Source organism: Sphingopyxis sp. (assembly GCF_016463645.1).
In the GTDB taxonomy this organism is placed as follows: domain Bacteria; phylum Pseudomonadota; class Alphaproteobacteria; order Sphingomonadales; family Sphingomonadaceae; genus Sphingopyxis.
This window is the reverse complement of the sequence record NZ_JAEMQX010000014.1, coordinates 1-26,414: the sequence shown is the minus strand read 5'-3', so window position 1 is coordinate 26,414 and position 26,414 is coordinate 1. Positions and strand designations below refer to the sequence as shown.

25 protein-coding genes and 1 pseudogene are annotated in these 26,414 nt (G+C 66.9%); 11 read left to right on the top strand and 15 right to left on the bottom strand.

The window, feature by feature from the left end; translation table 11 throughout:
* Positions 1-88: 88 nt before the first annotated feature.
* On the top strand, positions 89-598 hold the full coding sequence (locus JHC57_RS05510; RefSeq protein ID WP_294029001.1) for a DUF3617 domain-containing protein: 510 nt from the start codon (positions 89-91) through the stop codon (positions 596-598).
* Positions 599-691: 93 nt separating this feature from the next.
* Here JHC57_RS05510 and JHC57_RS05505 read toward each other — a convergent pair whose 3' ends face one another.
* The 11 genes from JHC57_RS05505 to ccoN form a co-directional block, all read right to left on the bottom strand.
* Positions 692-967, bottom strand: coding sequence for a hypothetical protein (locus tag JHC57_RS05505; RefSeq protein WP_294029000.1), 276 nt, complete (start codon positions 965-967; stop codon positions 692-694).
* A gap of 113 nt (positions 968-1,080) precedes the next feature.
* The gene (gene hemN / locus JHC57_RS05500; RefSeq protein ID WP_294028999.1) at positions 1,081-2,376 is read right to left on the bottom strand and encodes an oxygen-independent coproporphyrinogen III oxidase; all 1,296 of its coding nucleotides are present in this window, start codon (positions 2,374-2,376) and stop codon (positions 1,081-1,083) included.
* Positions 2,377-2,434: 58 nt separating this feature from the next.
* On the bottom strand, positions 2,435-2,659 hold the full coding sequence (locus JHC57_RS05495) for a hypothetical protein (protein WP_294028998.1): 225 nt from the start codon (positions 2,657-2,659) through the stop codon (positions 2,435-2,437).
* A gap of 2 nt (positions 2,660-2,661) precedes the next feature.
* Positions 2,662-2,817 carry a cbb3-type cytochrome oxidase assembly protein CcoS gene (ccoS, locus tag JHC57_RS05490; RefSeq protein WP_294028997.1) on the bottom strand — a complete coding sequence of 52 codons (156 nt, stop codon included), beginning with the start codon at positions 2,815-2,817 and terminating at the stop codon, positions 2,662-2,664.
* Positions 2,814-4,928 carry a heavy metal translocating P-type ATPase gene (locus JHC57_RS05485; protein WP_294028996.1) on the bottom strand — a complete coding sequence of 705 codons (2,115 nt, stop codon included), beginning with the start codon at positions 4,926-4,928 and terminating at the stop codon, positions 2,814-2,816. Before JHC57_RS05485 ends, ccoS begins: the two co-directional genes overlap by 4 nt.
* A complete protein-coding gene (locus JHC57_RS05480; RefSeq protein ID WP_294028995.1) occupies positions 4,925-5,395 on the bottom strand; it encodes a FixH family protein in 471 nt (156 codons plus the stop codon). The genes JHC57_RS05485 and JHC57_RS05480 overlap by 4 nt, the downstream gene beginning before the upstream one ends.
* Positions 5,392-6,849, bottom strand: a complete 1,458-nt coding sequence (ccoG, locus tag JHC57_RS05475; protein WP_294028994.1) for a cytochrome c oxidase accessory protein CcoG — start codon at positions 6,847-6,849, stop codon at positions 5,392-5,394. The genes JHC57_RS05480 and ccoG overlap by 4 nt, the downstream gene beginning before the upstream one ends.
* Positions 6,836-7,759, bottom strand: a complete 924-nt coding sequence (gene ccoP / locus JHC57_RS05470) for a cytochrome-c oxidase, cbb3-type subunit III (protein ID WP_294028993.1) — start codon at positions 7,757-7,759, stop codon at positions 6,836-6,838. Before ccoP ends, ccoG begins: the two co-directional genes overlap by 14 nt.
* Complete coding sequence (locus JHC57_RS05465) at positions 7,752-7,910, bottom strand: cbb3-type cytochrome c oxidase subunit 3 (protein WP_294028992.1); 159 nt, start codon at positions 7,908-7,910, stop codon at positions 7,752-7,754. The genes ccoP and JHC57_RS05465 overlap by 8 nt, the downstream gene beginning before the upstream one ends.
* Positions 7,907-8,668 carry a cytochrome-c oxidase, cbb3-type subunit II gene (gene ccoO, locus JHC57_RS05460; protein WP_294028991.1) on the bottom strand — a complete coding sequence of 254 codons (762 nt, stop codon included), beginning with the start codon at positions 8,666-8,668 and terminating at the stop codon, positions 7,907-7,909. The genes JHC57_RS05465 and ccoO overlap by 4 nt, the downstream gene beginning before the upstream one ends.
* Positions 8,669-8,680: 12 nt before the next feature.
* On the bottom strand, positions 8,681-10,339 hold the full coding sequence (ccoN, locus tag JHC57_RS05455) for a cytochrome-c oxidase, cbb3-type subunit I (protein WP_294028990.1): 1,659 nt from the start codon (positions 10,337-10,339) through the stop codon (positions 8,681-8,683).
* Between the two features lie 169 nt (positions 10,340-10,508).
* On the opposite strand from ccoN, the gene JHC57_RS05450 reads away from it, so the two are divergent.
* The gene (locus JHC57_RS05450) at positions 10,509-11,180 is read left to right on the top strand and encodes an OmpW family outer membrane protein (RefSeq protein ID WP_294028989.1); all 672 of its coding nucleotides are present in this window, start codon (positions 10,509-10,511) and stop codon (positions 11,178-11,180) included.
* 9 nt (positions 11,181-11,189) lie between these two features.
* On the opposite strand, the gene JHC57_RS05445 is transcribed toward JHC57_RS05450, so the two are convergent.
* Together JHC57_RS05445 and JHC57_RS05440 are read right to left on the bottom strand one after the other, a co-directional pair.
* Positions 11,190-11,879: a Crp/Fnr family transcriptional regulator gene (locus JHC57_RS05445; RefSeq protein WP_294028988.1), complete on the bottom strand. Its 690-nt coding sequence runs from the start codon at positions 11,877-11,879 to the stop codon at positions 11,190-11,192.
* A gap of 53 nt (positions 11,880-11,932) precedes the next feature.
* Complete coding sequence (locus JHC57_RS05440; RefSeq protein WP_294028987.1) at positions 11,933-12,745, bottom strand: universal stress protein; 813 nt, start codon at positions 12,743-12,745, stop codon at positions 11,933-11,935.
* Between the two features lie 570 nt (positions 12,746-13,315).
* Between JHC57_RS05440 and JHC57_RS05435 the strand changes: the two genes are divergently transcribed.
* From JHC57_RS05435 to JHC57_RS05425, 3 genes are read left to right on the top strand one after another with little or no spacing between them, the layout of a single operon-like run.
* On the top strand, positions 13,316-14,980 hold the full coding sequence (locus JHC57_RS05435; protein ID WP_294028986.1) for an MFS transporter: 1,665 nt from the start codon (positions 13,316-13,318) through the stop codon (positions 14,978-14,980).
* 1 nt (position 14,981) lies between these two features.
* Entirely contained in the window at positions 14,982-16,157 is a 1,176-nt protein-coding gene (locus JHC57_RS05430) for an HlyD family secretion protein (RefSeq protein ID WP_294028985.1), read from the top strand.
* 2 nt (positions 16,158-16,159) lie between these two features.
* On the top strand, positions 16,160-17,560 hold the full coding sequence (locus tag JHC57_RS05425; protein WP_294028984.1) for an efflux transporter outer membrane subunit: 1,401 nt from the start codon (positions 16,160-16,162) through the stop codon (positions 17,558-17,560).
* A gap of 31 nt (positions 17,561-17,591) precedes the next feature.
* On the opposite strand, the gene JHC57_RS05420 is transcribed toward JHC57_RS05425, so the two are convergent.
* Both JHC57_RS05420 and JHC57_RS05415 read right to left on the bottom strand, forming a co-directional pair.
* A complete protein-coding gene (locus JHC57_RS05420; protein ID WP_294028983.1) occupies positions 17,592-18,272 on the bottom strand; it encodes a UTRA domain-containing protein in 681 nt (226 codons plus the stop codon).
* Complete coding sequence (locus JHC57_RS05415) at positions 18,269-19,618, bottom strand: formimidoylglutamate deiminase (RefSeq protein ID WP_294029023.1); 1,350 nt, start codon at positions 19,616-19,618, stop codon at positions 18,269-18,271. The genes JHC57_RS05420 and JHC57_RS05415 overlap by 4 nt, the downstream gene beginning before the upstream one ends.
* Positions 19,619-19,647: 29 nt before the next feature.
* Between JHC57_RS05415 and hutI the strand changes: the two genes are divergently transcribed.
* The 6 genes and pseudogenes from hutI to JHC57_RS05385 form a co-directional block, all read left to right on the top strand.
* Positions 19,648-20,859, top strand: coding sequence for an imidazolonepropionase (gene hutI / locus JHC57_RS05410; RefSeq protein ID WP_294028982.1), 1,212 nt, complete (start codon positions 19,648-19,650; stop codon positions 20,857-20,859).
* A complete protein-coding gene (gene hutH, locus JHC57_RS05405; RefSeq protein WP_294028981.1) occupies positions 20,856-22,376 on the top strand; it encodes a histidine ammonia-lyase in 1,521 nt (506 codons plus the stop codon). Before hutI ends, hutH begins: the two co-directional genes overlap by 4 nt.
* The gene (gene hutG / locus JHC57_RS05400; RefSeq protein WP_294028980.1) at positions 22,376-23,179 is read left to right on the top strand and encodes an N-formylglutamate deformylase; all 804 of its coding nucleotides are present in this window, start codon (positions 22,376-22,378) and stop codon (positions 23,177-23,179) included. The genes hutH and hutG overlap by 1 nt, the downstream gene beginning before the upstream one ends.
* Positions 23,176-24,837, top strand: coding sequence for a urocanate hydratase (gene hutU, locus JHC57_RS05395; RefSeq protein WP_294028979.1), 1,662 nt, complete (start codon positions 23,176-23,178; stop codon positions 24,835-24,837). The genes hutG and hutU overlap by 4 nt, the downstream gene beginning before the upstream one ends.
* Before the next feature lie 74 nt (positions 24,838-24,911).
* Positions 24,912-26,075, top strand: a complete 1,164-nt coding sequence (locus tag JHC57_RS05390; protein ID WP_294028978.1) for an acyl-CoA dehydrogenase family protein — start codon at positions 24,912-24,914, stop codon at positions 26,073-26,075.
* A pseudogene (locus tag JHC57_RS05385) lies at positions 26,075-26,414 on the top strand (acyl-CoA dehydrogenase); the annotation flags it as partial. The gene JHC57_RS05390 and the pseudogene JHC57_RS05385, both read left to right, overlap by 1 nt.

Here is a 26,414-nt window from a genome sequence, read left to right as displayed (position 1 = left end):
ATAGATGTCCGCTCGCAATCGCCCGGGGCGTCAGGCAGTTGCGAATCTCGGGGGGAGCCAAGAGCAATAATCGAAGGACTATCGAAGGATGAAGAAGTTTTTGACGGTCGCCGTGACGGGCGCGGCGCTGGCATTGAGCGGCTGCGGCAAGAGCGACGACAAGCCGGCTAACCCCGCCGGAACGGTGAAGCGCGAAGCCGGCAACTGGAAGACCGACGTCAAGCTGGTGAAGTTCGAGATGCCGGGCGTTCCCGAAAATGTGAAGGACCAGATGTCGAAGCAGTTGGCAGCGGCAAGCGGAACCGAACAGTGCCTCACGCAGGAACAGGCAGACAATGAAGATGTCGCCGGTGCGCTGTCGCAGGGTTATGGCCAGGCCTGTACCTGGAACAAGAACCGGATCGCCGACGGCAAGATCGACGTCGCGGGCACGTGCACCCAAGGATCGCAGAAGGTCGAGCTCGCCCTCGCCGGAAGCCTCGACGCCAGGAAGAGCGATGTTCTCGTGACCTCGAAGGGCAAGTCGCCGATGGGCGGCGGTGACATGGAAATGCAGATGCAGGTCACCAGCACCAATATCGGCCCCTGCAAGGGCTGAGCTTCGGTATAAACGAGGCAATGAGGGGGCGCGGTCCGCACCGCGCCCCTTTTTCCGGCGGCTGCCGGTTCCCGCATATCCCCGACCATATCGTCAAGGGCGTATGCGGACGATCGTCTCGCCGGAGCGTCGTGCGGCCGGATTGAAAGCCGCCACGGCCTCATCGAGGGGCGCGACAATGCCGATGTTCGTGCGCAGTCGCCCGTCCCGCACCCGCTGAACGATTTCGGTCAACTGACCGTCGGCAGGGCCCACGATCGACACCAGCCGCCCGCCGGATCGAACCAGGCGCGCGGACCGCATGCCAATCGGCCCCGCGCCCGGTTCCGATGACGTGGGCCCCAACTCGCGCGCAAGCTGCGTCACCATCGATCCGACCGCTCGCTCGCCGCGGTCCGCCCGAGGGCAGGAAGCTTTTGGCCGGTTGCGGACTGGCCGTTGTCGGGCGACAATCGGTATCAGCGGACAAATGATGTCATGGTTCAAATGGTCCCTCTGAGACTGTCGAACTGCGCCGCGACATGCCGCGCATAGGGCAGGCCTTCGTCGCGGATCACCAGATCGTCAGCGTCCCATGCGATGACACCGCGACGCTCATATTCGCCGAGAATGCTCCGGACACGCTCCCTGCTCTCGGTCCCGATACGGGTCCGTCCGCTGCAGAGAAGGTTGCGGATATTTTCCCCGCGCATTCGCTGCACGTCGTCGATCGATACGCCGCGCACGGCGGCCAGGCGCCCTTCACCGACCAAATCCCGATAAGGCCCGGCGCGCTTCTCGTTCTGGACGATCAGGTCCGGAAAGCGGCTGATCGCGCTCGCTCCGAAGCCAAGCAGGACCGGAGCGTCATCCTCGGTGAACCCCTGGAAATTTCGGTTCACGCGCCCTTCGCCCGCCGCGATGGCCAAGGGGTCGTCGGGCAACGCGAAATGGTCAAAGCCCACCGGTATATAGCCCGCATCGGTCAGGCGCCTGTTTCCCAGTGCGGCCTGCGCAAAGCGGAGCTGCTGGTCGGGAAGGTTCGTCGCGTCGATCCGCCGCTGGCGCGGGATCATGTCGGGAAGATGCGCGTAGCCGAACAGCGCGATCCGGCTCGGCGCAAGGCGGATCGCCTCGTCCAGCGTGGTGTCGAGGTCGGCCAGCGACTGCCCCGGCAATCCGTACATCAGGTCGAAATTGATCGCATCGATGTCGCGAAGGCGCAGCGCAGCAACGACGCGCTCGATATGCGACAGCGGCTGGATCCGTCCGATCGCCTGCTGGACATGCGGCGCGAAGGTCTGGACGCCCAGACTGACGCGCGTGACATGCGCCGCGGCGAGCACAAGCGCCCATTCGGCGGAAAAGCCGCGCGGGTCGAGTTCGATCGAAATCTCCGGCCGATGCGCATCGAAGACGGTCAGGATGCGGTCGAGCAGACGCACCAGCTCGACCGGCGCGATGGCGTTCGGACTGCCGCCACCGAAAGCGATGCGCCGGACCCGCCCGCGCCCGCCGAGGCGCTTGGCGACGAGCGAGATCTCCGCCCGCAGGGCCGTCAGATAGTCGGCCAGTCGCTGCGTCCGCCCCGCAGCGCCGGTGTTGCAACCGCAATACCAGCAGATCTGCTCGCAAAAGGGGATATGGACATAGAGCGAGACCGGCGTCGCCGCCTCGACGCGGTCGAGCGCCAGCGCATAATCGTCGGCGCCCACAGCGTCGGTGAATTCCATCGCGGTGGGATAGCTGGTGTAGCGCGGCACCGGCTTGGCGAGCAGATCGGGATGATAGGACCACATGAATGCCTCCTACGCCCGCGCGCCAGCCGCAACATTGACCGGGATCAACGTCCGGGCGTCAGCAGCAGCCCTTTTTGCCCTCTCCCGCTTTGCTGCGCCGATCGGTGACGGCGTGGCAGGCCTTGGCGCAGTCGCGGCGCTGATCGGGATCGGCGGGATCGCCGGGGACGATCATCCGGTGCGCCGCACCGCCGCACGAGGGCACGGTCAGGATGCGCGCATCGGCCGCGATCGGCGGCTGCATGAGCGCGGCGGCGCCCATCGCGGCAAGCAAGCGACGCATGTTCATGCCTCCCGGCCCTCTTCCTCCTCGACGAAGATGCGCAGCGCCGCGCCGTCGAGATCGTCGAACTGCCCCTTGCGGAGCGACCAGAAGAACGCCGCAAGTCCGAGCAGGCCGAGCCCGAGCGCGATCGGGATGAGGAAGATCAGTCCGTTCACCGGATCGTCCCTTTCAGCCGCAGCGCATTGCCGACGACAATCAGCGACGATCCCGACATCGCGATCGCCGCGACGAGCGGCGTCACGAAGCCGAGGAAAGCGAGCGGCACCGCGATGATATTATAGCCGATCGCCGCGATGAAATTCTGCCGCACGATCGCCTGCGTGCGCCGCGCCATACGGATCGTCTGCACCACCGGCATCATCCGGTCGCCGAGGAAGATACAGTCGGCGGCATTCTTGCCGACGTCGCTCGCCGACCCGGGCGCCATCGACGCATAACCCGCAGCGAGCGCCGGCCCGTCGTTGAGGCCGTCACCGATCATCAGCACCTTGTGGCCCTGTGCGGCCTGCCGTTCGATCGCCGCAAGCTTGTCGTGCGGACTCATTCCGGTCTGCGCGGTCAGCCCGAGTTCGCGCGCCACGGGCGCGACGGCTTCGGCGCGGTCGCCCGACAGGATCATCGCGTCGATGCCCTCGCGGCCAAGCGCCGCGATCGCTTCCGAGGCGTCGGGGCGCAGCCGGTCGGCAAAGCCGATCGTCGCAACGGCCCGTCCATCGACCGAAAGTTCGGTCGCAAGCGCATCGCCGAGCCCCCGACCCTGCGGCCGGCCGAGCGTCACGATGCGATCCCCCCAAAGCGCCTCGATGCCGAAGCCCGGCGTCTCGCGGATCGATGTCACTTCGACGGGGCGGACATCGGACGTCCGGAGTCCGCGCATCAGCGCCTCGCTGAGCGGATGGCGGCTCGCCTGCGCCAGCGCGAGGATCAGCGATTTCACCCCGTCGTCGAACCGTTCGAGACCCAGCGCCTCGGGTCGGCCGAGTGTCAGCGTGCCCGTCTTGTCGACAAGCGCGCGGTCGACCTCCGCCAGCCGCTCGAGCGCCGAACCGTCCTTGATCAGCACGCCCGCGCGCATCAGTTCGCCCGCCGCGACGATCTGCGCCGCCGGCACCGCGAGGCCGAGCGCGCACGGACAGGTGATGATCAGCACCGCGGCGGCGATCAGCAGGCTGTGGTGCCAGCCCGCCCCCGCGATCATCCAGGCGGCAAAGGCCGTCAGCGCCAGACAATGGACGGCGGGCGCATAAAATCGCGCCGCGCGATCGGCGATGCGAACGTAGCGCGACTTGCCCTGCGCCGCCTCGCCCATCAGCCGCGCGATGTCGGCGATGGCGGTGTCGGCACCCGCAGCCGTCACGCGCACGCGGACCGGTGCGTCGAGATTCAGTGTCCCCGCATGCACGCGGTCGTCGGGCCCGGCGTTTTGCGGGACGCTCTCACCGGTCAGCAACGACAGGTCGAGCTGGCTCTCTCCGCCGACGATCACCCCGTCGGCCGCGAGCCGTTCCCCCGCCGCGACGAGCATCACCATCCCCGGCTCCAGCGCGGTCGCATCGACCCAGCGGCTGCGGTCGCCATCGTCGATCACCATCGCGCCGGTGCCCATGTTGCGCAGCAGCGCGGCCACCCCGCCGCGCGCACGGTCGCGCATCACGCTGTCGAGCCAGCGGCCGCAGAGCAGGAAGAAGAGCAGCATTGCCGCTCCATCGAAATAGGCATGCGGCCCGCTCGTCGCGGTCTCGTAAAGGCTGATCGCGCAGACGAGCGCGACGCCGATGCTGATCGGTACGTCCATGTTCGTGCCGCCATGGCGGAGCGCTCTCCACGCCGAACGAAAGAAGGGCCGCCCGGCATAGGCGACGGTCGGCAAGGCGATCGCGGCCGACAGCCAGTGGAACAGGTCGCGCGTTGCCCCGGTCGCACCCGACCAGACCGATACCGAGAGGAGCATGATATTCATCATCGCGAAGCCCGACACGGCAACCGCGCGCAGCAGCTCACGGCTCGTTTCGGCCTCGATCCCGGCTTCGTCGGGGCCGGTTCCGATCGGGTGCGCCTCGAATCCCAGGTTCGAAAAAGCTCCGATCAGCTCGGGCATCCCGGTGTCGGGAGTGTACGAAAGATGCACCCGTTTTTCGGTGAAATTGACGCGCGCGGCGGCGATGCGCCTGTCGCGCACCAGCCCCTGTTCCAGCTTCGCGATGCAGCCGGCGCAGCGGATATCGGGCACCGCGAAGTCGCGTTCGATCAGAGCGGCGGCGCTCATTGCATGTCCTTGCGGTATCGTGCCTCATCCGGGCCGTGCCGGACGATCAGGTCGAGCCGCCAGCGCCCCAACACCAGCGGCTCGACCGAGCGCAGCACGCCGCCCGCCGCCGGCTCGAAAGCGAGCGCGACGGGCGCGGTGCGCCCAACGGGGTGATTGACCGTCGCCGACGCCTGCACGCCGTCGAGCGGAACGCCGCCCTTGCGGATCGTCAGCAGGACATGCCGGGTCGCGTCGAGCGCGATACGCGCGTCCCACCCCAGCCGGTCCTGCGCGTCGGCGCGTTTCAGCCATTCGTTATAATGCTGGCTCGCGACGTAGCTGTTCTCGACCACCTTGCCGCCGAAAGTCGACATGGCGAAGCGCGCCATGGTGAAATTGACCGCGATCACCACCGCGAAGAAGGCGACGAGAATCGCCGTCATGTGCCGGCCGGTGAAGGCCTTGGGTTTGCGCCTGTCGGTCATTGTCCCGCCTCCGGCCGGTCGAACTGGATGATGTCGCTGTCGCCGCGCGGATCACCGTCGAGACCGCGCGTGCTGATCGTGAAATCCTGTCGCGCCGGCCCTGCCCCCGGCGCTGCGATGAAGAGCTTGAGGCGCGTGACACTGTCGGGCGAAAGCGTCAGCGTGACCGCCTGCCCGGCCCCCTCGCGCGCGCCGTCTTCGGTCCACACCGCGGCGCCCGGAAGCCCGCTGACCGTCACCGCGACGCGGCGCGGACGCGTTTCCATGTTGCGCAGCTTCAGCGTGTAATTGTTCCGGACATGCCCGTCGGAAAGCTGGACATAGAGCGGGCTGCGTTCGTGCTGGACGGCGAGGTCGAGCCGCGTACGTTGCCCGAGCGAAAAGAGCATCGCCGTACCGATCGCGGTCCACACACCGAAATAGATCAGCGTACGCGGGCGGGTCAGCGTCTTGCGGATCGGCTGTCCGGTGCCGCCGGCCTTTTCGGTGGCGGCGTCGTCGAGCGTGCAATAATCGATCAGCCCGCGCGGCCGGCCGACCTGTGCCATCACCCCGTCGCACGCGTCGATACAGAGCGCGCAGGTGATGCAGCCGATCTGCGGCCCTTCGCGAATGTCGATCCCCGTCGGGCAGACCGCGACGCACTGGTTGCAGTCGATGCAGTCGCCGAACGCACCCGGGTGGGCCATCGCCTTCTTGACGCTGCCGCGCGGCTCGCCACGCCAGTCCTTGTAGGTCACCAGCAGCGATTTTTCGTCCATCATCGCGGTCTGGATACGCGGCCAGGGGCACATATAGACGCACACCTGTTCACGCAGGAAACCGCCGAGGATGAAGGTTGTCGCGGTCAGTAGCGCAACGGTGCCATAGGCGACCGGTGCCGCCTGCCCGGTCCAGAAATCCGCCGTCAGCGTCGGCGCATCGGCGAAATACATGATCCACGCGCCGCCCGTCCAGAAGGCAATGGCGAGGTAGATCAGATATTTAAGTCCGCGCTTTGCGACCTTCTCGAAGGTCCACGGCCCCTTGGCCAGCCGGACCTGTGCATTGCGATCACCGTCGACCAGCCGGTCGACATGCTGGAACAGATCGGTCCACACCGTCTGCGGGCAGGCATAGCCGCACCAAGCGCGCCCGACCGCGCTGGTCACGAGGAACAGACCGACCCCCGCCATGATCAAAAGGCCGGCAACATAATAGAATTCATGCGGCCAGATCTCGATCTGGAACATGTAGAAGCGGCGGTTCGCGAGATCGACGAGCACCGCCTGGTCGGGCGCATAGGGCCCGCGATCCCAGCGAATCCACGGCGTGCCGTAATAGATCGCGAGCGTCACCGCCATGATCGCCCATTTGAAGCGGCGGAAGGGGCCGTTCACCGCCTTCGGGTAAACGCCCTTCCGCGCCTCGTAGAGCGGCGCGGGCTGGCCGGAGAGGTCTTCAGGGCTGGCCATCGACTCCCTGCTCCTTGGCGACCGGGGCAAGCCCCTTCTCACCGCCGCCCAGCGAATAGACATAGGCCGACAGCATCTTGATCGTCACCGGATCGAGCCGGTTGTTCCAGCGCGGCATCACGCCGTTTCGCGGCTGCGTGATCGTCGCGGTCAGGCTGTCGCGGTCGCCGCCATAGAGCCAGATCGCGTCGGTCAGCTTCGGCGCGCCGAACTGGCGCCCGCCCTCGCCGCCCGCGCCGTGACAGACCGCGCAATTCGCCTCGAACAGCGCCGCGCCGCGCGCCGACGAGGCACTCGCCCTTTCCTGCCGGCTGATCGCGCGAACGAAGCTGACGACATCGCCGATCTGCGCCGCGTCGAGAATGCCGTCGCGACCGAAGGCAGGCATCAGGCTGGTGCGCGTGTCCTTGTGGTCGGGGTTCCGGATGCCGTGGGTGACGGTATATTGGATGCTCGCAAGGTCGCCTCCCCACAGCCAGTCGTCGTCGGTCAGGCTGGGGTAGAGCTTCTTCACCCCCGCACCGCCGGCGCCGTGGCACTGGACGCAATGAACGCGGAACGCCGCCGCGCCGCCCTGCACCGCCGCCTGCATCAGTTCGGGTTTCGCGGGCAGGTCGGTGATCGCCGTCGCCGCGATCGCGCCCACCGTCGGCGCGCGGCGCAGCGCATCGGCACGCATTTCCTTGTACAGATCGCCGCGGCTCGACCAGCCGAGCACCCCCTCGGTCGCGCTGTTCACGAGTGGCCAGGCGGGATAGAGGACGGCATAGGCCAGTCCCCAGACGATCGTGGCGTAGAAGGTCCACAGCCACCAGCGCGGCATCGGCGTGTCGAGTTCCTCGATACCGTCCCACTCATGGCCGACCGTGCTCGTGCCGGTGGCTTCGTCGATGCGTTTCTGCTCAGCCATGCTCGTCTTCCCTGAAGATCATGTTCGCCGCTTCGTCGTTGCGCGCGCGGGCGCTCGGCCGGAACGGCCAGGCGATGAGGGTGAGGAACAGCAGGGTCATGGCGAGCAGCCCCCAGCTGTCGGCAAAATGCCTGAGGTCGTTATAGGTCATCGCGCCGCCTCCGTTTCGGACGGGCGTTCCTGCGGCGCCGCCTTGTCGACATCGACGAGCGTACCGAGCATCTGGAGATAGGCGATCAGCGCATCCATCTCGGTGAGCCGGTCGGGATCGCCGTCGAAATCGCGGACCTGCGCCTTGGGATAGCGCTTTTGCAGGTCGAGCCCGGCGGCGGGATCCGCCTGTGCCGCGAGATCCTCGTTCGCGTTGGCGATGTCGGCCTTCGTATAGGGAACCCCGACGCGATAGAGCGCGGTCAGGTCGTTCGCCATGTCACCGGTCTGCAGATCGCGCTCCGCGAGGAAGGCATAGGGCGGCATGATCGATTCGGGCACGACGCTGCGCGGATCGATCAGATGCGCCTTGTGCCATTCGTCCGAATAGCGGCCGCCGACGCGCGCGAGGTCGGGCCCGGTGCGTTTCGACCCCCATTGGAAGGGGTGGTCGTACATGCTCTCGGCGGCGAGGCTGTAATGGCCGTAGCGTTCGACCTCGTCGCGGAACGGACGGATCATCTGGCTGTGGCAGGTGTAGCAGCCCTCGCGCATATAGATGTTGCGCCCGGCGAGTTCGAGCGGGGTATAGGGGCGCATCCCCTCGACCTTCTCGACCGTGTTGTCGATCCAGAAGAGCGGCGCGATCTCGACGATGCCGCCGATCGTGACGGTGAGCAGCGCGAGTGCCCCGAGCAACGTCACGTTGCGCTCGATCTTCTTGTGGCTGAAGCCCTTTTTGGCGGGTTTGGTGGCCATGGTCGGGGCTCCTTATTCGGCGGGAACGGGCGCGAGCGGACGGTCCGCCGCGGCGTTGTACGGGGTTTCGGTCATCGGCTTTTCGGCACGGACCCTGCCGCCGAGCGTCGCCCAGACGTTGACGACCATGATCAGGAAGCCCGCGAGATACATCGCCCCGCCCGCGGCACGGATCAGATACATCGGGTGCATCGCGGCGACGCTCTCGACGAAGCTGTAGACGAGGTAGCCGTCGGCGCCGTATTCGCGCCACATCAGACCCTGCATGATGCCCGCGACCCACATCGACGCGGCGTAGAAAACGATGCCGACGGTCGCGAGCCAGAAGTGCCAGTTGACCATGCGCAGGCTGTAGAGCCGCTCGCGGCCCCAGAGGCGCGGCACGAGATAATAGACTGCAGCGAAGGTGATCATGCCGTTCCAGCCGAGCGCGCCGCTGTGGACGTGACCGATGGTCCAGTCGGTGTAATGCGACATCGAGTTGACCCATTTGATCGACATCATCGGGCCTTCGAAGGTGCTCATGCCGTAGAAGGCGAGCGCCATCACCATCATGCGGATGATCGGGTCGGTGCGGATCTTGTCCCACGCGCCGTTCAGCGTCATCAGCCCGTTGATCATGCCGCCCCAGCTCGGCATCCACAGGATCACCGAAAACACCATGCCCAGCGTCTGCGCCCAGTCGGGCAGCGCGGTATAGTGGAGGTGGTGCGGCCCCGCCCAGATATAGAGGAAGATCAGCGACCAGAAGTGGATGATCGACAGACGGTAGCTGTAGACCGGCCGCTCGGCCTGTTTCGGCACGAAATAATACATCATCGCGAGGAAGCCCGCGGTCAGGAAGAAGCCGACCGCATTATGGCCGTACCACCATTGCGTCAGCGCATCCTGCACCCCGGCGAAGGCGGCGTAGCTCTTCGATCCGAAGATGCTGGCGGGCATCGACAGATTGTTGACGATGTGCAGCATCGCGATGGTGACGATGAAGCTCAGATAGAACCAGTTCGCGACATAGATATGCGGCTCGCGGCGCCTGACGATCGTGCCGACGAACACGACGAGATAGGCGACCCAGACGATCGTCAGCCACAGGTCGACATACCATTCGGGCTCGGCATATTCCTTGGCCGCGGTGACGCCCATCAGATAGCCTGTCGCCGCGAGGACGATGAAGAGCTGGTATCCCCAGAAGACGAAGCGCGCGAGCTTGGGAAAGGCGAGCCGCGCGCGGCAGGTGCGCTGCACGACGTAAAAGCTCGTCGCGATCAGCGCGTTGCCGCCGAAGGCGAAGATCACCGCCGAGGTATGCAGCGGCCTGAGGCGCCCGAAGGTCGTATATTCGAGGCCCAGGTTCAGCGCCGGGAAAGCGAGCTGGAGCGCGATAAAGAGCCCTGCGGCCATCCCCGCAACACCCCAGAACAAGGTCGCGATGACGCCCCAGCGGATCGGATCGTCGTCATAGACGCCCTGATCGGCGGGCATCTTCAGGATGCCGCGCGCAAGGGCGCCATAGTCGGCGCGCGTGACAGTCGCCCACAGCATGGCAAGGCACGCGAGCGCGACGATGATCATATGCACCGCGAACGGCGCATCGACCGCGAGCGCCGCCATCACGAAGGCGAGCAGGGTCAATCCCAGCCAGCCCCCCGCCCTTGTTACCAGACCGTCCATATCGCTTGTCCCTGCTTGGCGCGGCTTTGCCGCCGCGCGGTTCGGGACCGCCATGAACGGGCGCGCGCGCCGAAACATTGATCGGGATCAACGAACCGGTTGCGCCGCATCAATGCAGCGGGAGCGCGCATGGAGCAGGGATGCGCCACCCAAACAGGAGGTATATCCCATGAAAACCAACGCTCTCCCGCTAATCGCACTCGTCGCCGCATTCGCGCTGCCCGGACAGGCGGCCGCCAAGGCCGGCGAGGTGCACTTCAAGTTGCTCGCGACCTATGTCGCGCCCGACGGCAAGATCACCGACGTCAAGACCGACCTCATCGGCCTGCCCGCAGGCACGCAAAGCAAGGCCGACGACAATGTGACCCCGACGGTCGCGATCGAATATTTCGTTGCCGACAATATCTCGCTCGAAACAATCGCGGGCGTGACGCAGCACGATGTGAGCGGCCGCGGCGCGCTCGATGGCGCGACGCTGGTTTCCGACGCGAAGATCGTGCCCGCGACGCTCACCCTCAAATATCATTTCGGCAAGGACGGCGGCGTTCGTCCCTACATCGGCGCCGGGCCAAGCTATTTCATCTTCATCGATGAAAAGCCAGGTGCGACAACGCGGACGCTGGGTGCGACCCGGCAAAAGATGGGCGACAAGCTCGGCGCCGCGTTGCAGGCGGGCATCGACATTCCGGTCAACGACAAGGGGCTGGCGCTGTCATTCGATGCCAAGCGCTATTTCCTGCGCCCGACCGCGACCTGGTACGCGGGCGACACCGAAGTGCTCAAAACGCGGCACAGGCTCGATCCATGGGTGATCAGCGTCGGGGCGGCATTCCGCTTCTGAGCTGGCAGCTCAGCCCGCCATATCCTCCATCGCCGCGCGGTCGTTGATCACGATCTCGCGGCGCGACGGGAGGTCGACGACGCCGTCGGCTCGCATCTTCGTGAGCTGACGGCTCGTCGTTTCGATCGTCAGGCCCAATATGTCGGCGATCTGCTGGCGGCCGAAGGGCAGCTCGAACCCGTCGCGCGCGCCCGACTGGCATCCCTGCCCCGAAAGGCGCTCGGACATTTCGAGCAGAAAGGATGCCACCTTCTCCGACGCCGACTTGCGGCCGAGCAGCATCATCCAGTGCCGTGCCCGGTCGAGCTCGTCGAGCGTGCGGCGGAGCAGTTTCTGCTGCAGGTCGGGGTGCGAACTCGCGAACTCGTCGAAATTGTTGCGGTTGAAGATGCACACTTCGGCGTCGGTCATCGCGGTTACGCTGTACGGGCTTTCCTTGCCGAACGGCCGGCCGATGAAATCCGACGGAAAAACGACGCCGACGATCTGCTCGCGCCCGTCGGCGGTCGACACGACCAGCTTGAGCACGCCGTCGAGGACGTTGGCGACGACCGGCGCGCCATCGCCCTCCCACAAGAGCGTCTGCCCCTGTCGTACCTTCTGCCGACGCCCCATCTTCCCCAGCGCGGCAAGCTCCGCGGGGTTCAGGCTCGCGCAAATAGCGCGATTTCGCACAACGCAGGTCGCACAATCGGTCACCCGGCCGCCCTACAATAAGGCGACCGGTTTGGAAAGCGTAGCGGACCGGAACCCTAGTGCGCGAGCAGCAGAGGCGCCGGCGCGGCTTCGATCAGATAGCGCGTGACACCGCCGAACAATGTCTCGCGCAGGCGCGGACGGCCGAAAGCACCCATGACGATCAGGCCCGGGCTGATCTCGGCGGCAACGCGTTCGAGCACCTCCTCGGCGGTTCCGGTACTCTTCGTTTCGCGCCGCAACTCGCCATGCACGCCGTACCGCGACATGTAGCGAAGCGCATTCTCGGCCGGAACGCGACCTTCGTCGTCACCGACCGTGACAAGAACGACATTCCGGGCATCGCCCATGAGCGATACGCCGGCGCGCAAGGCGTTGGCGGCCTGCGGACTGCCGTTCCACGCCACCATCATCGGCGCGTCGAAGTCGAACGGCCCTCTCTCGGGGGGCAGGGCAAGGACCGGGACCGGCACGGTGAGCGCGAGATCGGCGGCGATCGTCGGGACCCGGTGGCCGCGGCGGTCGCGTGCCCCGAGCGAAACGATCGCAAGGTCCGAAAGTGTTGCGGCAAGCGTCATGGTCGACAGCGCATCGCCATCGGCTACCGCAACGTCCCATGGCACGTCCTCGCGCGCGAGTTCCGCGCTGAGGCGTTTTTCGATCTCCAGATCCGCCAACTGCGCCTGCGCCAGCTGCTCCTTCGCCAGATACAGTCCGCCGAAGGGATCGGCGGCAATGAATTGTTGATAGGGCGAACTGATCAGGAAGCTGAGATGCGCCCCGAAGCGGCGGCCGATCGCGAGCGCGCTTTCCATCCGCATCGCCATGCCCGCGTCTTTGTCGGCCTGAACCAGAATATTTCTCATCATCCAATCTCCTGCATGGGTGCGAGATTGGATTGCCCGCGGAACGACGTCATTGATCGGCGTCAAATTGGGGATTGGCCGAAGGCGCACCATCTCCTTCCGGTTCCGATAGTCAGCAAGCAGACCCTCACTTGCTGCCCCGGACTGTAAGGATCGGCAATACAGGACTATAGGGCATCGAAAGGAGGGGGTATGGACCGCCTTGATGCCATGCGTGTCATTCTGGCCGTGGTCGACGCCGGAAACCTTTCGGCGGGCAGTCGCAAGCTCGGCGCGCCGCTTCCGGGGCTCGCAGCGTCACTATGAAATGGTCCATTTCGAGTGCCCCGACGGCCGGCTCGTGGGGCAGCGGCTCGATCGCGCCCTGCGCGGCGACGATGCCATGTGCCCGAACAGGCGCGGGCGCGGGCAAGCGCTCTATCGGCGATGGTATCCGACCGGTCGCGACGGGACGACGTGCATCGAGGTGGCTGCACCGCCGCAGCCGATGCGGTATGGAAGCCCATGTCCATCGAACCGACTCGCAGCCACCTGTCCGGCGCCGCGATGATCGCCAGCCCGGCCTGAGGCCCGATGGCGGACTATGTCTTCAAGCCGCACGAGCGGCCGACGCTGCCGGGATCGCCGGCCAATCCCGATCATCCGACGTCGCGGATGGTCCGCCATTTCCTGATCGGCTGCCTGATCGGGATTACCGGCGGGCTCGGCAATGCACTGGTCACCGTGAACCTCAATTTCGCGCAGGGCACATTGGGGCTCAACAGCGACGAGGCTGCATGGCTCACCGCCGCCTATTTCATGACCAACGTCACGGCGAACCTGCTGCTCGTCAAATACCGCCAGCAGTTCGGGCTCCAGCCCTTCATCCGCTATACGCTCGTCGCCTATGCGGTGACGACGCTGATGCATCTGTTCATTCACGATTTCTGGACGTCGGTCGCCGTGCGCGCGATGAGCGGCATTGCGGCGAGCGGCCTGTCGACGCTGACCATCCTCTATTTCTTTCAGGCGCTTCCCGCCTCAAAGCGGCTCGCCGCGGTGATGATCGGCATCTGCATCCCCCAGATCGCGACGCCGCTCGCGCGCGTGCTGTCGCCGGGGCTGCTCATCTGGGGCGACTGGCACAATCTCTACTGGTTCGAATTCGGGCTCGCGCTCGCGACGCTCGCCGCCGTCATGGCGCAGCCGCTGCCGCCGAGCGAGCGCGAGAAAGTGTTCGAGCCACACGACTTCCTGACCTTCGCCCTGCTCGCGCCGGGACTGTGGTTGCTGATAGCGGTGCTGTCACAGGGGCGGATCCAGTGGTGGTTCGAACGTTCGTGGATGGGATGGGCGCTCGCCGCGAGCGTCGCGCTGATCGCCGCCGCGGTGCTGGTCGAGCATCATCGCAAGAATCCGCTCATCAACACGCGCTGGCTCGGGACGCGCGAGATGCTGCGCCTGTTCGCCGTGGCCGCGTCGGTTCGTATACTGCTTTCCGAACAGGCCTTCGGCTCGGTCGGGTTTCTGTCCGTGGTCGGCATGATCAACGACCAGATGGTGACGCTCAATCTGATCGTCGTTTTCGCGTCGATCGCGGGTCTTGTGACCGCAGTGCTGACTTTCCGTCCGGACAATCTCTCGCGGCCGATCATCGTCGCGGTCGTGCTGATCGTCGTCGGCGCGTTGATGGATGCCGGGGCGACCAACCTGACCCGGCCGGGCCAATTCTATCTCAGCCAGGCGCTGATCGGCTTCGCGTCCTTGCTCTTCCTCGCGCAGGCGATGGTGATCGGTATCGCGCGCACCCTGCTCGCGGGCGGCAGGAATTTCATCAGCTTCGTCGTGCTGTTCAGCATGAGCCAGAGCATCGGCGGTCTCGCGGGCAGCACGCTGCTCGGCACCTTTCAGACGGTGCGCGAGAAATATCATTCGCACGAGCTGGTTCAGAACATCGTCGCGACCGATCCGCTGGTCGCCGCACGGCTGGGCGCCGGCGGCCGCGCCGTTGCGGGGACGGTCGGCGATCCGGTCCTGCGCGGTGCCGAAAGCGCCGCGCTGCTGAGCCAGCAGGTCACGCGCGAGGCGCATATCCTCGCTTACAACGATGTTTTCATGCTCGTCGGGGTGCTAGCGATCCTGACGGCGATCTGGGGTTTCCTGATCAGCTGGTCGATCCGCCGGCGCGGCGAGCCGTCGCCGGTGATATTATTGGTACAACGTCTTCAGGCGCAGGCACAGGCGCAACAGGGGCAGTAGAATGAGCGAAGAGAAGGCGAACACGCCGCCCGAACCCGAGGTCGAGGCCGCCGCGGCCAGCCCGTCTGCAGCGCCGGAGGCCGAGCCGGCACGCGACCCGCAGGTCGACGCGCAGCCATCATCCTGGCGTCCGCCGACCAAGTCGCGCACGACCGTCGTCGCGATCATCGCCATTGCGCTGCTTGCGATCCTCGCGGTTCTTTACGCGTGGAAGCTGCCGCCGTTCGCCGGCGGCGCCGAGCGCACCGACAATGCCTATGTACGCGGCCGTGTCACGATCATCAGCCCGCAGGTCAGCGGCTATGTGACGCGCGTCGCGGTGCAGGATTTCGCCGAGGTCAAGGCGGGGCAGATCCTCGCGACGATCGACGACCGCATCTATCGCGCACGCGTCGCGCAAGCCACGGCGAACGTCGCCGCGCAGGAAGCATCGCTCGCCAATTCGGCGCAGGCGCAGCGTTCGCGCGAGGTCGCAACCGACAGTCAGAACGCGGGTATCGCCAATGCGCAGGCGCAGTTGACGCGCGCCGAGGCCGACATGCGCCGCGCCCGCACGCTCGTCGCCGACGGATCGATCTCGACCCGCGAATTCGACCAGACGCGCGCGGCGCTGCTGGCGGCGCAGGCATCGCTGCAGCAGGCGCGCGCGAGCCGCGCGATCGGTACACAGGATGTGCGCACGGTCGTCGTCGGGCGTGCAGGCCTCCAAGCCGCGGTCGCATCGGCAAAGGCGCAGCTTCGCCTTGCGCAGATCGACCTCGACAACACGATCATCCGCGCGCCGGCCGATGGCCAGCTCTCCGAGGTCGGGGTACGCCTCGGCGCCTATGTTACCGCGGGCACGCAACTGCTTTCGGTGGTTCCGCACAATGTCTGGGTGATCGCGAACTTCAAGGAGGCGCAGACCGGCGACATGGCGATCGGGCAGCGCGCGCGCTTCAGCGTCGATGCGCTGGGCGGCGCCGAACTGACCGGGCGGGTCGAAAATCTGTCGCCGGCGGCGGGGTCCGAATTCGCGGTGCTCAAGGCCGACAATGCGACCGGCAATTTCGTCAAGGTGGCGCAACGGATCGCCGTACGCATCGCGATCGACAAGGGACAGCCGCTGGCGAGACGGCTGCGACCCGGCATGTCGGTCGAAGTCCGCGTCGACACGCGCGGCGGATCGCGGCGGTGAAGATGGTGCGTCTTGTACCGGCGCTGACGCTCGGCGGCCTGCTGGCCGCCTGCGCCGGGCCGAATGTCGCAACGACCGACGTGGCGCCCGTTGCCGCACCCCCCACCTGGCGCACCGACGTTGGCACGGACGCTCCGTTACAACGCGACTGGTGGCTATCCTTCGGGGACCCGGCGCTTGCGGCGCTGGTCGAAAAGGCCATCGCGAACAACAGCGATATCGGGATTGCCGCGGCGCGCGTGCGCGAGGCGCGCGCCAATGTCGCGCTCGCACGCGCGCAGACCTTGCCGGCGATCGACGCGACGCTCGGCGGCGGGCGGTCGCGCTCGGTCAATGCCTTCGGCCAGCCCGCCGAACAGAATTTCGCGCAGCCGCAGATCCAGATCGCCTATGAGGTCGATCTCTTCGGTCGCCTTGCCGACCAGCAATCGGCGGCGCGCGATTCCTGGCTCGCCAGCGCTGCCGCCCATGACACGGTCCGGCTCTCGATCGCCGCGGCGGTCGCAGGCAATTACCTCACGCTGCGCGGCCTCGATGCGCGGCTGGCGGTGGCGCGCGAGACCGTGCGCGCCCGCGCCGAGTCCTTGCGCATCGCGAAATCGCGCGTCGGATCGGGCTATTCACCCAAGCTCGAACTCGAACAGGCGCAGGCCGAATATGACGCGACCGCGCAGATCGAGCCGCAGATCGAACTGGCGATCGCACGGACCGAAGACGCGCTGAGCGTGCTGGTCGGTGAAACACCGCAGGCTGTCGGCCGCGGCGCGGCGCTCGACCGGCTGACGGTGCCCGCCGTGCCCGCGGGCCTGCCGTCCGAACTGCTGCGGCGGCGGCCCGACGTCGCACAGGCCGAATATCAGCTGGCGGCATCGGACAAGAATCTGGCTGTGGCGCGCAAGCGCTTCCTGCCGCAACTCCGCCTCACCTCGGCGGCGGGCGCCGCCTTCTCGACCCTGCTCGCCGACCCGATCACGATATGGTCGGTCGGGGGTAGCATCCTCGCACCCATCTTCCAGGGTGGCCGCCTGACCGCGCAGGCCGACGCCGCGGGCGCACAGCGCGATCAGGCTGCCTTCGCCTATCGCCGCACCGCGCTGACCGCCTTTCGCGAGGTCGAGGATGCACTCGCGGCGGTGCAGATGATCGACCGGCAGATCATGTTCGCGCGATCGCAGCGCGACGCGCTGGCCGAAGGGCTGCGCCTTGCCACCAACCGCTACCGCGAAGGCTATTCGCCCTATCTCGAACAGCTCGACGCCCAGCGCGGGCTGCTCGGCGCCGAGTTGTCGCTGATCCAGCTCCGCGCCGACGCGCTGTCCGCGCGCGTCCAGCTTTTCCAGGCGATGGGCGGCGGATGGGGACCGTGCGGGCCATCGGACACGCCTTGCTATCCGGCACCCTGATCCGGCGTCCCGAAATGCGGGCGCCCGCCGTTCACGCTCCCGCGTTGAAGTCGGCGACGAGATCGAAACGGTCGCCGCGAAACAACTGCCGCACATGGGTGACGACACGCCCGGCGCGCCACGTCGTCCGGTCAAGCTCGAGGCAGGCCGCTCCCGTCCCGATCATCAACGCCGCCGCTTCCTTGCGCGTCGGCGTCACCGCGCGGATGACGTGCCGCGCCTCCGTCCACGGAATATGGCCGAGCAGCCATGTGCCGGGCGCCTCGCTTGCGAAATCCGCGCCGATCGCCTCCGGCACCTCGCCGAGCGCGATAAACCTCCGTTCGAGCGCAAAGGCTTCGCCCGCCGCCATATGCACGCCCTCGATGCGGAGTGCGGGTCCGGGGCAGAGTTCCTCACCCTCGGCTTCCCGATCGACCGACAAAAGCTGCCAGCGATAAGCTTCGCCGCGCGCGGCAATGAGTTCGGCGAGGTCGGGCACCGTCATCACCGCCGAGTGCACCGGCGGCTGCGCGACAAAGGTTCCCGCCTTGCGGCGGCGTTCGACGAGGCCCGACGCGGCGAGTTCGCCGAGCGCCTTGCTCACCGTCGCGCGCGCGCAGCCGTAACGCGCCGCAAGTTCCTGTTCGGTCGGGACGCGGTCGCCCGGGCGCCATTCGCCAGACCGGATCGCCCCGGCGATCTCCTCGCGAATACGGCGCGACGGATTCATGCGAGCAGCCGCGCAAGGCACGTGCGATAGGCCGCGCCGATCGCTCCGGCTTCGACGTGACGTCCTTTCGAGACGCATTTCACCCCGGCACGCCAGACACTGTCGACCGCGCCGGCGCGCGCCGCGAAGATCCAGCGGTCGAACAGCGTCGTATCGTCGGTACCGGCAAAGGACGGATGATCGAGGTCGATCGACACGATGTCGGCCGCGTGCCCGGCCGCGAGCCCCGCCGGAACGCCGAGCGCCTGCGCGCCGCCCGCAACGGCACGTGCAAACAGGTTCGCGCCGACGAAGGGCGATTCCTCGCCCGCGAGCAATGCCCGCGCGCGCTGCGCGAGCCGCTGCGAATATTCGAGCGCGCGCAGCTCCTGCGCCGCATCGACGAGGATATTGCTGTCCGTGCCGACCCCGAAGCGCCCTCCCGCCGCGAGATAATCGATCGCGGGAAAAATGCCGTCGCCGAGGTTGGCTTCGGTCACCGGGCATAATCCGGCAACCGCGCCGCTCGCGGCGAGCCGCGGCACTTCGTGACCGGCGAGGTGCGTCGAATGGATTAGGCACCAGCGCTTGTCGACGCCGGCATTGTCGAGCAACCATTCGACGGGACGCGCGCCGCTCCACGCGACGCAGTCGGCAACCTCCTTCACCTGCTCGGCGGCGTGGATATGCACGGGTCCCGTCGGCGACATTGCGAGCAGCGCGTCGAGTTCTTCCGGCGTCACCGCCCGCAGCGAGTGCGGCGCAACGCCGATATTGGCATCCCCGCCGAGCTTGGCGCGCGCGCCGTCGAGCAATGCGGCAAAGCCGTCGATGTCGTTGAGGAAACGCCGCTGTCCCGGGCTTGGCGGCGCGGCGCCGAAATTGCCGTGCGCATAGAAGACGGGGAGCAGCGTCAGCCCGATCCCGGTCGTCGCGCTCGCCTCCGCGATCGCGCCCGCCATCTCGGCCGGATCGGCATAGGCCGCGCCCGCCGGGTCGTGGTGCAGATAGTGGAACTCGCCGACGCGCGTGAACCCGGTCTCGAGCATCTCGGCATAGGCCTGCGCGGTGATCGCGGCGACATCTTCGGGCATCAGCCGGTCGAGGAAGCGGTACATGATCTCGCGCCAGCTCCAGAAATTGTCGTCGGGTCGGCTGCGGCGCTCCGAAAGACCAGCCATGCCGCGCTGGAAGCCGTGGCTGTGGACGTTGCAGAGCCCCGGCAGCGCGACGCGGTGGCGCTCATCGCCGGTTCCGGCGACGGCACCGGTTTCGACCGCGGCAATGCGGCCGTCGGCGATGCGCAGACGCACATCCCTTGCCCAACCATTGCCGATCCACGCGCGTTCGAACCAGAGCGAAGCCATCATCCGTCCTCATATTATGTCTAGACATAATGGCGCATCGAGGCGAGACTGTCCAGATGGAGCAACGCTGGACGAACGCCCGAATCGCAACGATGGCCGGTGACGAGCTCGGCCTGATCGATGACGGCGTGGTGGCGGCGAAGGACGGACGGATCGTCTATGCCGGCCCCGCGACGGGCGCGCCGACGACCGCGGCGAAAGCCCATGATTGCGAAGGCCGGCTGATCACGCCCGGGCTGATCGACTGTCACACCCACCTCGTCCACGGCGGCAACCGTGCGAACGAATGGGCGATGCGGCTCGAAGGGGCGAGCTATGAAGAGATCGCGCGCGCCGGCGGCGGTATCCTCTCGACGATGCGCGCGACGCGCGAAGCGAGCGAGGAGGAACTGGTCGAAAGCGCCCTTCCCCGCCTCGACGCGCTGATCGCCGAGGGCGTCACGACGATCGAGATCAAGTCGGGCTACGGCCTCTCGACCGACGACGAGCTGAAGATGCTGCGCGCCGCACGCGCGCTCGGGGGGCATCGGGCGATCCGGGTGGAGCCGACCTTTCTCGGCGCGCACGCGATCCCCCCCGAATATAAGGGAAAGAGCGACACCTATATCGATCTGGTCGTGTGCGAGATGATCCCTGCCGCCGCTCCGCTCGCGAGCGCGGTCGACGCCTTTTGCGAAGGCATCGGCTTCTCGCCCGCGCAATGCACGCGCGTGATCGAGTCGGCGCAGGCGCACGGCCTTGCAGTCAAACTCCACGCCGAACAGCTGTCGGCGCTCCATGGCAGCGCGCTCGCGGCGCGACACGGCGCACTGTCGGCCGACCATCTCGAACATGCGACCGACGAGGATGTGCGTGCGATGGCCGAAGCGGGCACGGTCGCGGTGCTTCTCCCCGGCGCCTATTATTTCATGCGCGAGACGAAATTGCCGCCGGTGGATGCGATGCGCCGCCACGGGACGCGCATCGCGCTCGCGACCGACAATAATCCCGGCACCTCGCCGACGACCTCGCTGCTGCTGATGCTCAACATGGGCGCGACCTTGTTCGGACTGACCGTCGTCGAAGCGCTGCGCGGTGTCACGGTCAACGCCGCTGCCGCGCTGGGGCTCGGTCAAGAGGTCGGCACGCTCGAAGCCGGCAAGGCCTGCGACCTCGCGATCTGGAACGTCAGCGACCCTGCCGAGCTCGTCTACCGCATCGGCTTCAACCCGCTTCACCAACGCATCAAGGACGGACAATGATCATCACTCCCGGCGCCATCTCGCTCGCCGACTGGCGCGAAATCCATGAGGGTGCGAGCGTCGAACTGAGCGCCGACGCCTGGAGCGCGATCGATGCGAGCGCGGCCGCGGTCGCGCGGATCGTTGCCAAGGGGGCACCCGTCTACGGCATCAACACCGGCTTCGGAAAGCTCGCGAGCGTGCGGATCGCCGACGACGACCTGGCGACGCTCCAGCGCAATATCGTGCTCAGCCACGCCGCGGGCACCGGCGCCCCCTCGCCCGCGAAGATCGTTCGGCTGATGATGGCGCTCAAACTGGCGAGCTTCGGTATGGGCGCGTCGGGCGTGCAGCGAACGACGGTCGCGATGCTGGAGGAGATGCTCGAAAAGGGGCTGACCCCCGTCGTCCCGTCGCAGGGTTCGGTCGGCGCGAGCGGCGATCTTGCGCCGCTGTCGCATATGGCCGCGGCGATGATCGGCGTCGGAGAAATCGAGGTCGACGGCAAAGCGCTGCCCGCTGCGGACGCGCTGAAGCAAGCTGGCCTCATTCCGCTCGAATTGGGACCGAAGGAAGGCCTCGCACTGCTCAACGGCACCCAATTCTCGACCGCCAACGCGCTTGCGGGCCTCTTCCGGGCCGAGACCGTCTTTCGCTCGGCGCTGATCACCGGAGCGCTCTCGACCGAAGCCGCCAAGGGCTCCGACGCACCCTTTGATGCGCGCATCCATGCGCTGCGCGGTCATGCCGGGCAGCGCGAGGTCGGCGATGCGCTGCGCGGCCTGATGGCGGGATCGGCGATCCGCGCCTCGCACGCCGTCGATGATCCGCGCGTGCAGGATCCTTATTGTCTGCGCTGCCAGCCGCAGGTGATGGGCGCGGCGCTCGACCTGCTTCGGCAGGCCGCCACGACGCTGAGTATCGAGGCGAACGGCGTTTCCGACAATCCGCTGATCTTCGCCGATACCGATGAAGCGCTCTCGGGCGGCAATTTCCACGCCGAGCCCGTTGCCTTCGCCGCCGACATGATCGCGATGGCGCTGTGCGAGATCGGCTCGATCTCCGAGCGCCGCATTGCCATGCTCGTCGATCCTGCATTGTCGGGCCTTCCCGCTTTCCTGACCCCGCGCCCCGGCCTCAACTCGGGCTTCATGATCCCGCAGGTCACCGCGGCGGCGCTGGTCAGCGAGAACAAGCAGCGCGCCTATCCCGCCAGCGTCGATTCGATCCCGACCTCGGCCAATCAGGAGGATCATGTCTCGATGGCCGCGCACGGCGCGCGGCGCCTGCTCGACATGGCCGACAATGCCAGCGCGGTGATCGGCATCGAACTGCTCGCGGCGTGTCAGGGCATCGATTTCCACGCCCCGATCAAATCCAGCAGTGCCCTGGAGGCCGCGCACAGGCATCTTCGCGCTTCCGTGCCGGCGCTCGAAGACGACCGGCATTTCCACCCCGACATGGAGGCAGCGACCGCGCTGGTCCGCACCGGCAGCCTCGTCGCCGCGGTCCCCGCCCGCCTGCCGGGTCTCGACTGATGGACTGGCTGCGCGTCCATCGCGGCGACGCGCCGCTCGTCATCGCCTTTCCGCACGGCGGCACCGATCTGGCGGGTCTCGACGAGCAGTTCGTATCGCCCTGGCACGCGCAGATCGACACCGACTGGTGGATCGCCGATCTTTACGCCTTCGCCGCCGATCTCGGCGCGACACTGGTCGCGACCGACATTTCGCGCAGCGTGATCGACATGAACCGCGATCCGTCGGGCGCGTCGCTCTACCCCGGGCAGGCGACGACCGAGCTGTGCCCGACGACGACCTTCGACGGCGAACCGCTCTATCGCTTCGGCGGTCCCGACGAGACGGAAGTCACCCAGCGGCTCAACCTTTACCACCGCCCCTATCACGACACGCTGGCAGCCGAGCTCGATCGCCTGAAAGCCGCGCACGGCAAGGTCGTCCTCTACGACGCGCATTCGATCCGCAGCCACGTCCCGCGCCTGTTCGACGGCGAGCTGCCGCAGTTCAACATCGGCACCAACGGCGGCGCCACCTCGGCGCCCGAGCTCGAAACCGTCGTCGCGAACATCTGCGCCGCAAGCGGCAAGAGTCATGTCGTCAACGGCCGCTTCAGGGGCGGCTGGACGACGCGCCACTATGGCCGGCCTGACGAGAACATCCACGCGATCCAGATGGAACTCGCGCAGCGCGGCTATATGGTCGAGCCGGATACAATCACCCACACCAACTGGCCCTCCCCTCTCGCCCCGAACCCTGCGATCCGGCCCGTGCTGGAGCAGGTGATCGCCGCGACCCTCGACTTTGCGAAAGGACGTTCATGACCCGCCTCGACAACAGCCGCGTGATCCGCCCGGCGACCGGCCCCGAGATCAGCGCCAAAAGCTGGCTCACCGAAGCGCCGATGCGGATGCTCATGAACAATCTGCACCCCGACGTCGCCGAAGCGCCGCATGAATTGGTCGTCTATGGCGGCATCGGCCGCGCCGCGCGCGACTGGGAAAGCTATGACCGGATCGTCGAGACGCTGAAGCGGCTCGAGGACGACGAAACCCTCCTGATCCAGTCGGGCAAGCCCGTCGGCGTGTTCCGCACCCACGAGAATGCGCCGCGCGTCCTGCTCGCCAATTCGAACCTCGTCCCCGAATGGGCGAATTGGGATCATTTCCACGAGCTCGATAAGAAGGGCCTGATGATGTACGGCCAGATGACCGCGGGAAGCTGGATCTATATCGGCAGCCAGGGCATCGTTCAGGGCACCTACGAAACCTTCGTCGAGATGGGGCGCCAGCATTATGGCGGCAGCCTGTCGGGCCGCTGGCTGCTCACCGCCGGGCTCGGCGGCATGGGCGGTGCGCAGCCGCTCGCGGCGGTGATGGCGGGCGCGAGCTGCCTTGCGATCGAATGCCAGCCGAGCCGCATCGAGATGCGCCTGCGCACCGGCTATCTCGACAAACAGGCATCGAGCATCGACGAGGCGATCGCGATGATCGAGGCGAGCCATGCCGAAGGCAAACCGGTGTCGGTCGGCCTGCTCGGCAACGCCGCCGAAATCCTGCCCGAGATCGTCCGCCGCGGCATCCGTCCCGATCTGCTCACCGACCAGACCTCGGCGCACGATCCGGTCAACGGCTATCTCCCCGCCGGCTGGACGCTCGACCAGTGGTTTTCGAAGCGCGAGAGCGATCCCGCGTCCGTTGCGAAAGCGGCGAAGGCATCGATGGCGGTGCATGTGCAGGCGATGCTCGACCTGCAGGCGGCGGGCGTGCCGACGACCGACTATGGCAACAATATCCGCCAGATGGCGAAGGATGAGGGGGTCGAGAACGCCTTCGATTTTCCGGGCTTCGTCCCTGCCTATGTGCGCCCGCTCTTCTGCCGCGGCATCGGCCCGTTCCGCTGGGCGGCACTGTCGGGCGATCCCGAGGACATTTACCGGACCGACGCCAAGGTGAAGGAGCTGCTGCCCGACAACGCCCACCTCCACAACTGGCTCGACATGGCGCGCGAGAAAATCCGGTTTCAGGGCCTCCCTGCGCGCATCTGCTGGGTCGGGCTCGGCGACCGCCACCGGCTCGGCCTCGCCTTCAACGAGATGGTGGCGTCGGGCGAACTGAAAGCCCCCGTCGTGATCGGCCGCGACCATCTCGATTCGGGCTCGGTCGCCTCGCCGAACCGCGAGACCGAAGCGATGCGCGACGGGTCCGATGCGGTCAGCGACTGGCCGCTGCTCAACGCGCTGCTCAATACTGCTTCGGGCGCGACGTGGGTGTCGCTCCACCATGGCGGCGGTGTCGGCATGGGCTATTCGCAGCACAGCGGCATGGTGATCGTCGCCGACGGCACTCCCGAGGCCGCGAAGCGGCTCGAACGCGTGCTGTGGAACGACCCCGGCACCGGCGTGATGCGCCACGCCGACGCGGGCTATGATATCGCGATCGACTGCGCTCGCGAAAAGGGTCTCGACCTGCCCTCCATCTGACGCTTGTTTCGGTTGCACCCAAACAGCTTCGCATTCTAAGGCTCTCCCCCGACGATCAGGGGAGAGCCGAACGCGTGTCCGAAGCCCAGCAGCAAAGTCACCCCGAAATCCGCGAGGCTGTGCGCCGCCTCTGCGCCGGTTTTCCCGGCGAATATTGGCAACGGCTCGACCGCGACCGCATCTATCCGACCGAATTCGTCCGGACGCTGACCGAAGCGGGCTTCCTCTCGGTCCTGATTCCCGAAGCCTATGGCGGCTCGGGCCTCGGCCTCGGCGCCGCGACCGCGGTGCTCGAGGAAATCCACCGTTCGGGCTGCAACGGCGGCGCCTGCCATGCGCAGATGTACACGATGGGCACGCTGCTCAAGCACGGATCGGAGGCGCAGAAACAGGCCTATCTGCCCGCAATCGCCTGCGGCGACCTGCGCCTGCAGGCGTTCGGCGTGACCGAGCCGACCGCGGGCACCGACACGACGCGCATCCGCACCTTTGCACGTAAGGTCGGCGACAAATATATCGTCAACGGGCAGAAAATCTGGATCAGCCGCGCCGAACATTCGGACCTGATGGTCCTCCTCTGCCGCACTACCCCGCGCGAGGAATGCGCGAAGCCCTCCGACGGGATGAGCGTCCTCCTCGTCGACATGCGCGAGGCGGTGGGCAACGGCCTCACCATCCGCCCCGTCCGCACGATGCTCAACCATGCGACGACCGAGCTCTTCTTCGACGATCTCGAAGTCCCCGCCGCAAATTTGATCGGCGAGGAAGGCAAGGGTTTCCGCTACATCCTGTCGGGCATGAACGCCGAGCGCATCCTGATCGCCTCCGAATGCATCGGCGACGGGCGCTTCTTCATCGACCGCGCTACGGCTTACGCCAGAGACCGTTCGGTCTTCGGCCGCGCGATCGGCGAGAATCAGGGCATCCAGTTCCCGATCGCGCGCGCCTATGTGCAGATCGCCGCCGCCGCCGGGATGGTCGACAAGGCGGCGCGGATGTTCGACGCCGGGGAGGATTGCGGGACCGAGGCGAACATGGCGAAGATGCTGGCATCGGAAGCAAGCTGGTACGCCGCCGACATGTGCATCCAGACGCACGGCGGTTTCGGCTTCGCCGAGGAATATGACATCGAGCGCAAGTTTCGCGAGACGCGCCTCTATCAGGTCGCGCCGATCAGCACGAACCTGATCCTGAGCCACGTCGCGACGCACGCGCTCGGCCTGCCCAAGAGCTTCTGATGGACGATTATTCCGCTTGGGTCGGTCGCAGCGAAACGCGTGAGGATGTCGCAACCGCGGCGCCGCTCGCCGGGCTTGCCGCGCTGCTCGATCACGATGCCTCGCCGACGACATCCGGCACCGTTCCCCCGCTCGGCCACTGGCTCTATTTCCTTCCGGCCGCACGCCAGTCGGCGATCGGCGAGGATGGCCATCCGCGCCGCGACGGTCAGGGGCTGCTCCCGCCCGTCCCCCTTCCCCGCCGCATGTGGGCGGGCAGCCGCATCGAGTTCCTGTCGCCGGTCGCGGTCGGCGCCACGCTGACCCGCGTCACCACAATCGCGGCGATCAGGCCCAAGC

What these genes read in the sequence shown, in the direction of transcription:
- JHC57_RS05480 (WP_294028995.1), bottom strand. Translation starts at nt 5,395, where the DNA reads ATGACCGACAGGCGCAAACCCAAGGCCTTCACCGGCCGGCACATGACG.
- ccoO (WP_294028991.1), bottom strand. Translation starts at nt 8,668, where the DNA reads ATGGCCACCAAACCCGCCAAAAAGGGCTTCAGCCACAAGAAGATCGAG.
- JHC57_RS05430 (WP_294028985.1), top strand. Translation starts at nt 14,982, where the DNA reads ATGAGCGAAGAGAAGGCGAACACGCCGCCCGAACCCGAGGTCGAGGCC.
- JHC57_RS05505 (WP_294029000.1), bottom strand. Translation starts at nt 967, where the DNA reads ATGGTGACGCAGCTTGCGCGCGAGTTGGGGCCCACGTCATCGGAACCG.
- JHC57_RS05510 (WP_294029001.1), top strand. Translation starts at nt 89, where the DNA reads ATGAAGAAGTTTTTGACGGTCGCCGTGACGGGCGCGGCGCTGGCATTG.
- ccoG (WP_294028994.1), bottom strand. Translation starts at nt 6,849, where the DNA reads ATGGCCAGCCCTGAAGACCTCTCCGGCCAGCCCGCGCCGCTCTACGAG.
- JHC57_RS05495 (WP_294028998.1), bottom strand. Translation starts at nt 2,659, where the DNA reads ATGCGTCGCTTGCTTGCCGCGATGGGCGCCGCCGCGCTCATGCAGCCG.
- JHC57_RS05450 (WP_294028989.1), top strand. Translation starts at nt 10,509, where the DNA reads ATGAAAACCAACGCTCTCCCGCTAATCGCACTCGTCGCCGCATTCGCG.
- hemN (WP_294028999.1), bottom strand. Translation starts at nt 2,376, where the DNA reads ATGTGGTCCTATCATCCCGATCTGCTCGCCAAGCCGGTGCCGCGCTAC.
- JHC57_RS05425 (WP_294028984.1), top strand. Translation starts at nt 16,160, where the DNA reads ATGGTGCGTCTTGTACCGGCGCTGACGCTCGGCGGCCTGCTGGCCGCC.
- JHC57_RS05485 (WP_294028996.1), bottom strand. Translation starts at nt 4,928, where the DNA reads ATGAGCGCCGCCGCTCTGATCGAACGCGACTTCGCGGTGCCCGATATC.
- hutI (WP_294028982.1), top strand. Translation starts at nt 19,648, where the DNA reads ATGGCGCATCGAGGCGAGACTGTCCAGATGGAGCAACGCTGGACGAAC.
- JHC57_RS05440 (WP_294028987.1), bottom strand. Translation starts at nt 12,745, where the DNA reads ATGATGAGAAATATTCTGGTTCAGGCCGACAAAGACGCGGGCATGGCG.
- hutG (WP_294028980.1), top strand. Translation starts at nt 22,376, where the DNA reads ATGGACTGGCTGCGCGTCCATCGCGGCGACGCGCCGCTCGTCATCGCC.
- ccoN (WP_294028990.1), bottom strand. Translation starts at nt 10,339, where the DNA reads ATGGACGGTCTGGTAACAAGGGCGGGGGGCTGGCTGGGATTGACCCTG.
- JHC57_RS05465 (WP_294028992.1), bottom strand. Translation starts at nt 7,910, where the DNA reads ATGACCTATAACGACCTCAGGCATTTTGCCGACAGCTGGGGGCTGCTC.
- JHC57_RS05435 (WP_294028986.1), top strand. Translation starts at nt 13,316, where the DNA reads ATGGCGGACTATGTCTTCAAGCCGCACGAGCGGCCGACGCTGCCGGGA.
- JHC57_RS05415 (WP_294029023.1), bottom strand. Translation starts at nt 19,618, where the DNA reads ATGGCTTCGCTCTGGTTCGAACGCGCGTGGATCGGCAATGGTTGGGCA.
- JHC57_RS05420 (WP_294028983.1), bottom strand. Translation starts at nt 18,272, where the DNA reads ATGAATCCGTCGCGCCGTATTCGCGAGGAGATCGCCGGGGCGATCCGG.
- ccoP (WP_294028993.1), bottom strand. Translation starts at nt 7,759, where the DNA reads ATGGCTGAGCAGAAACGCATCGACGAAGCCACCGGCACGAGCACGGTC.
- hutU (WP_294028979.1), top strand. Translation starts at nt 23,176, where the DNA reads ATGACCCGCCTCGACAACAGCCGCGTGATCCGCCCGGCGACCGGCCCC.
- hutH (WP_294028981.1), top strand. Translation starts at nt 20,856, where the DNA reads ATGATCATCACTCCCGGCGCCATCTCGCTCGCCGACTGGCGCGAAATC.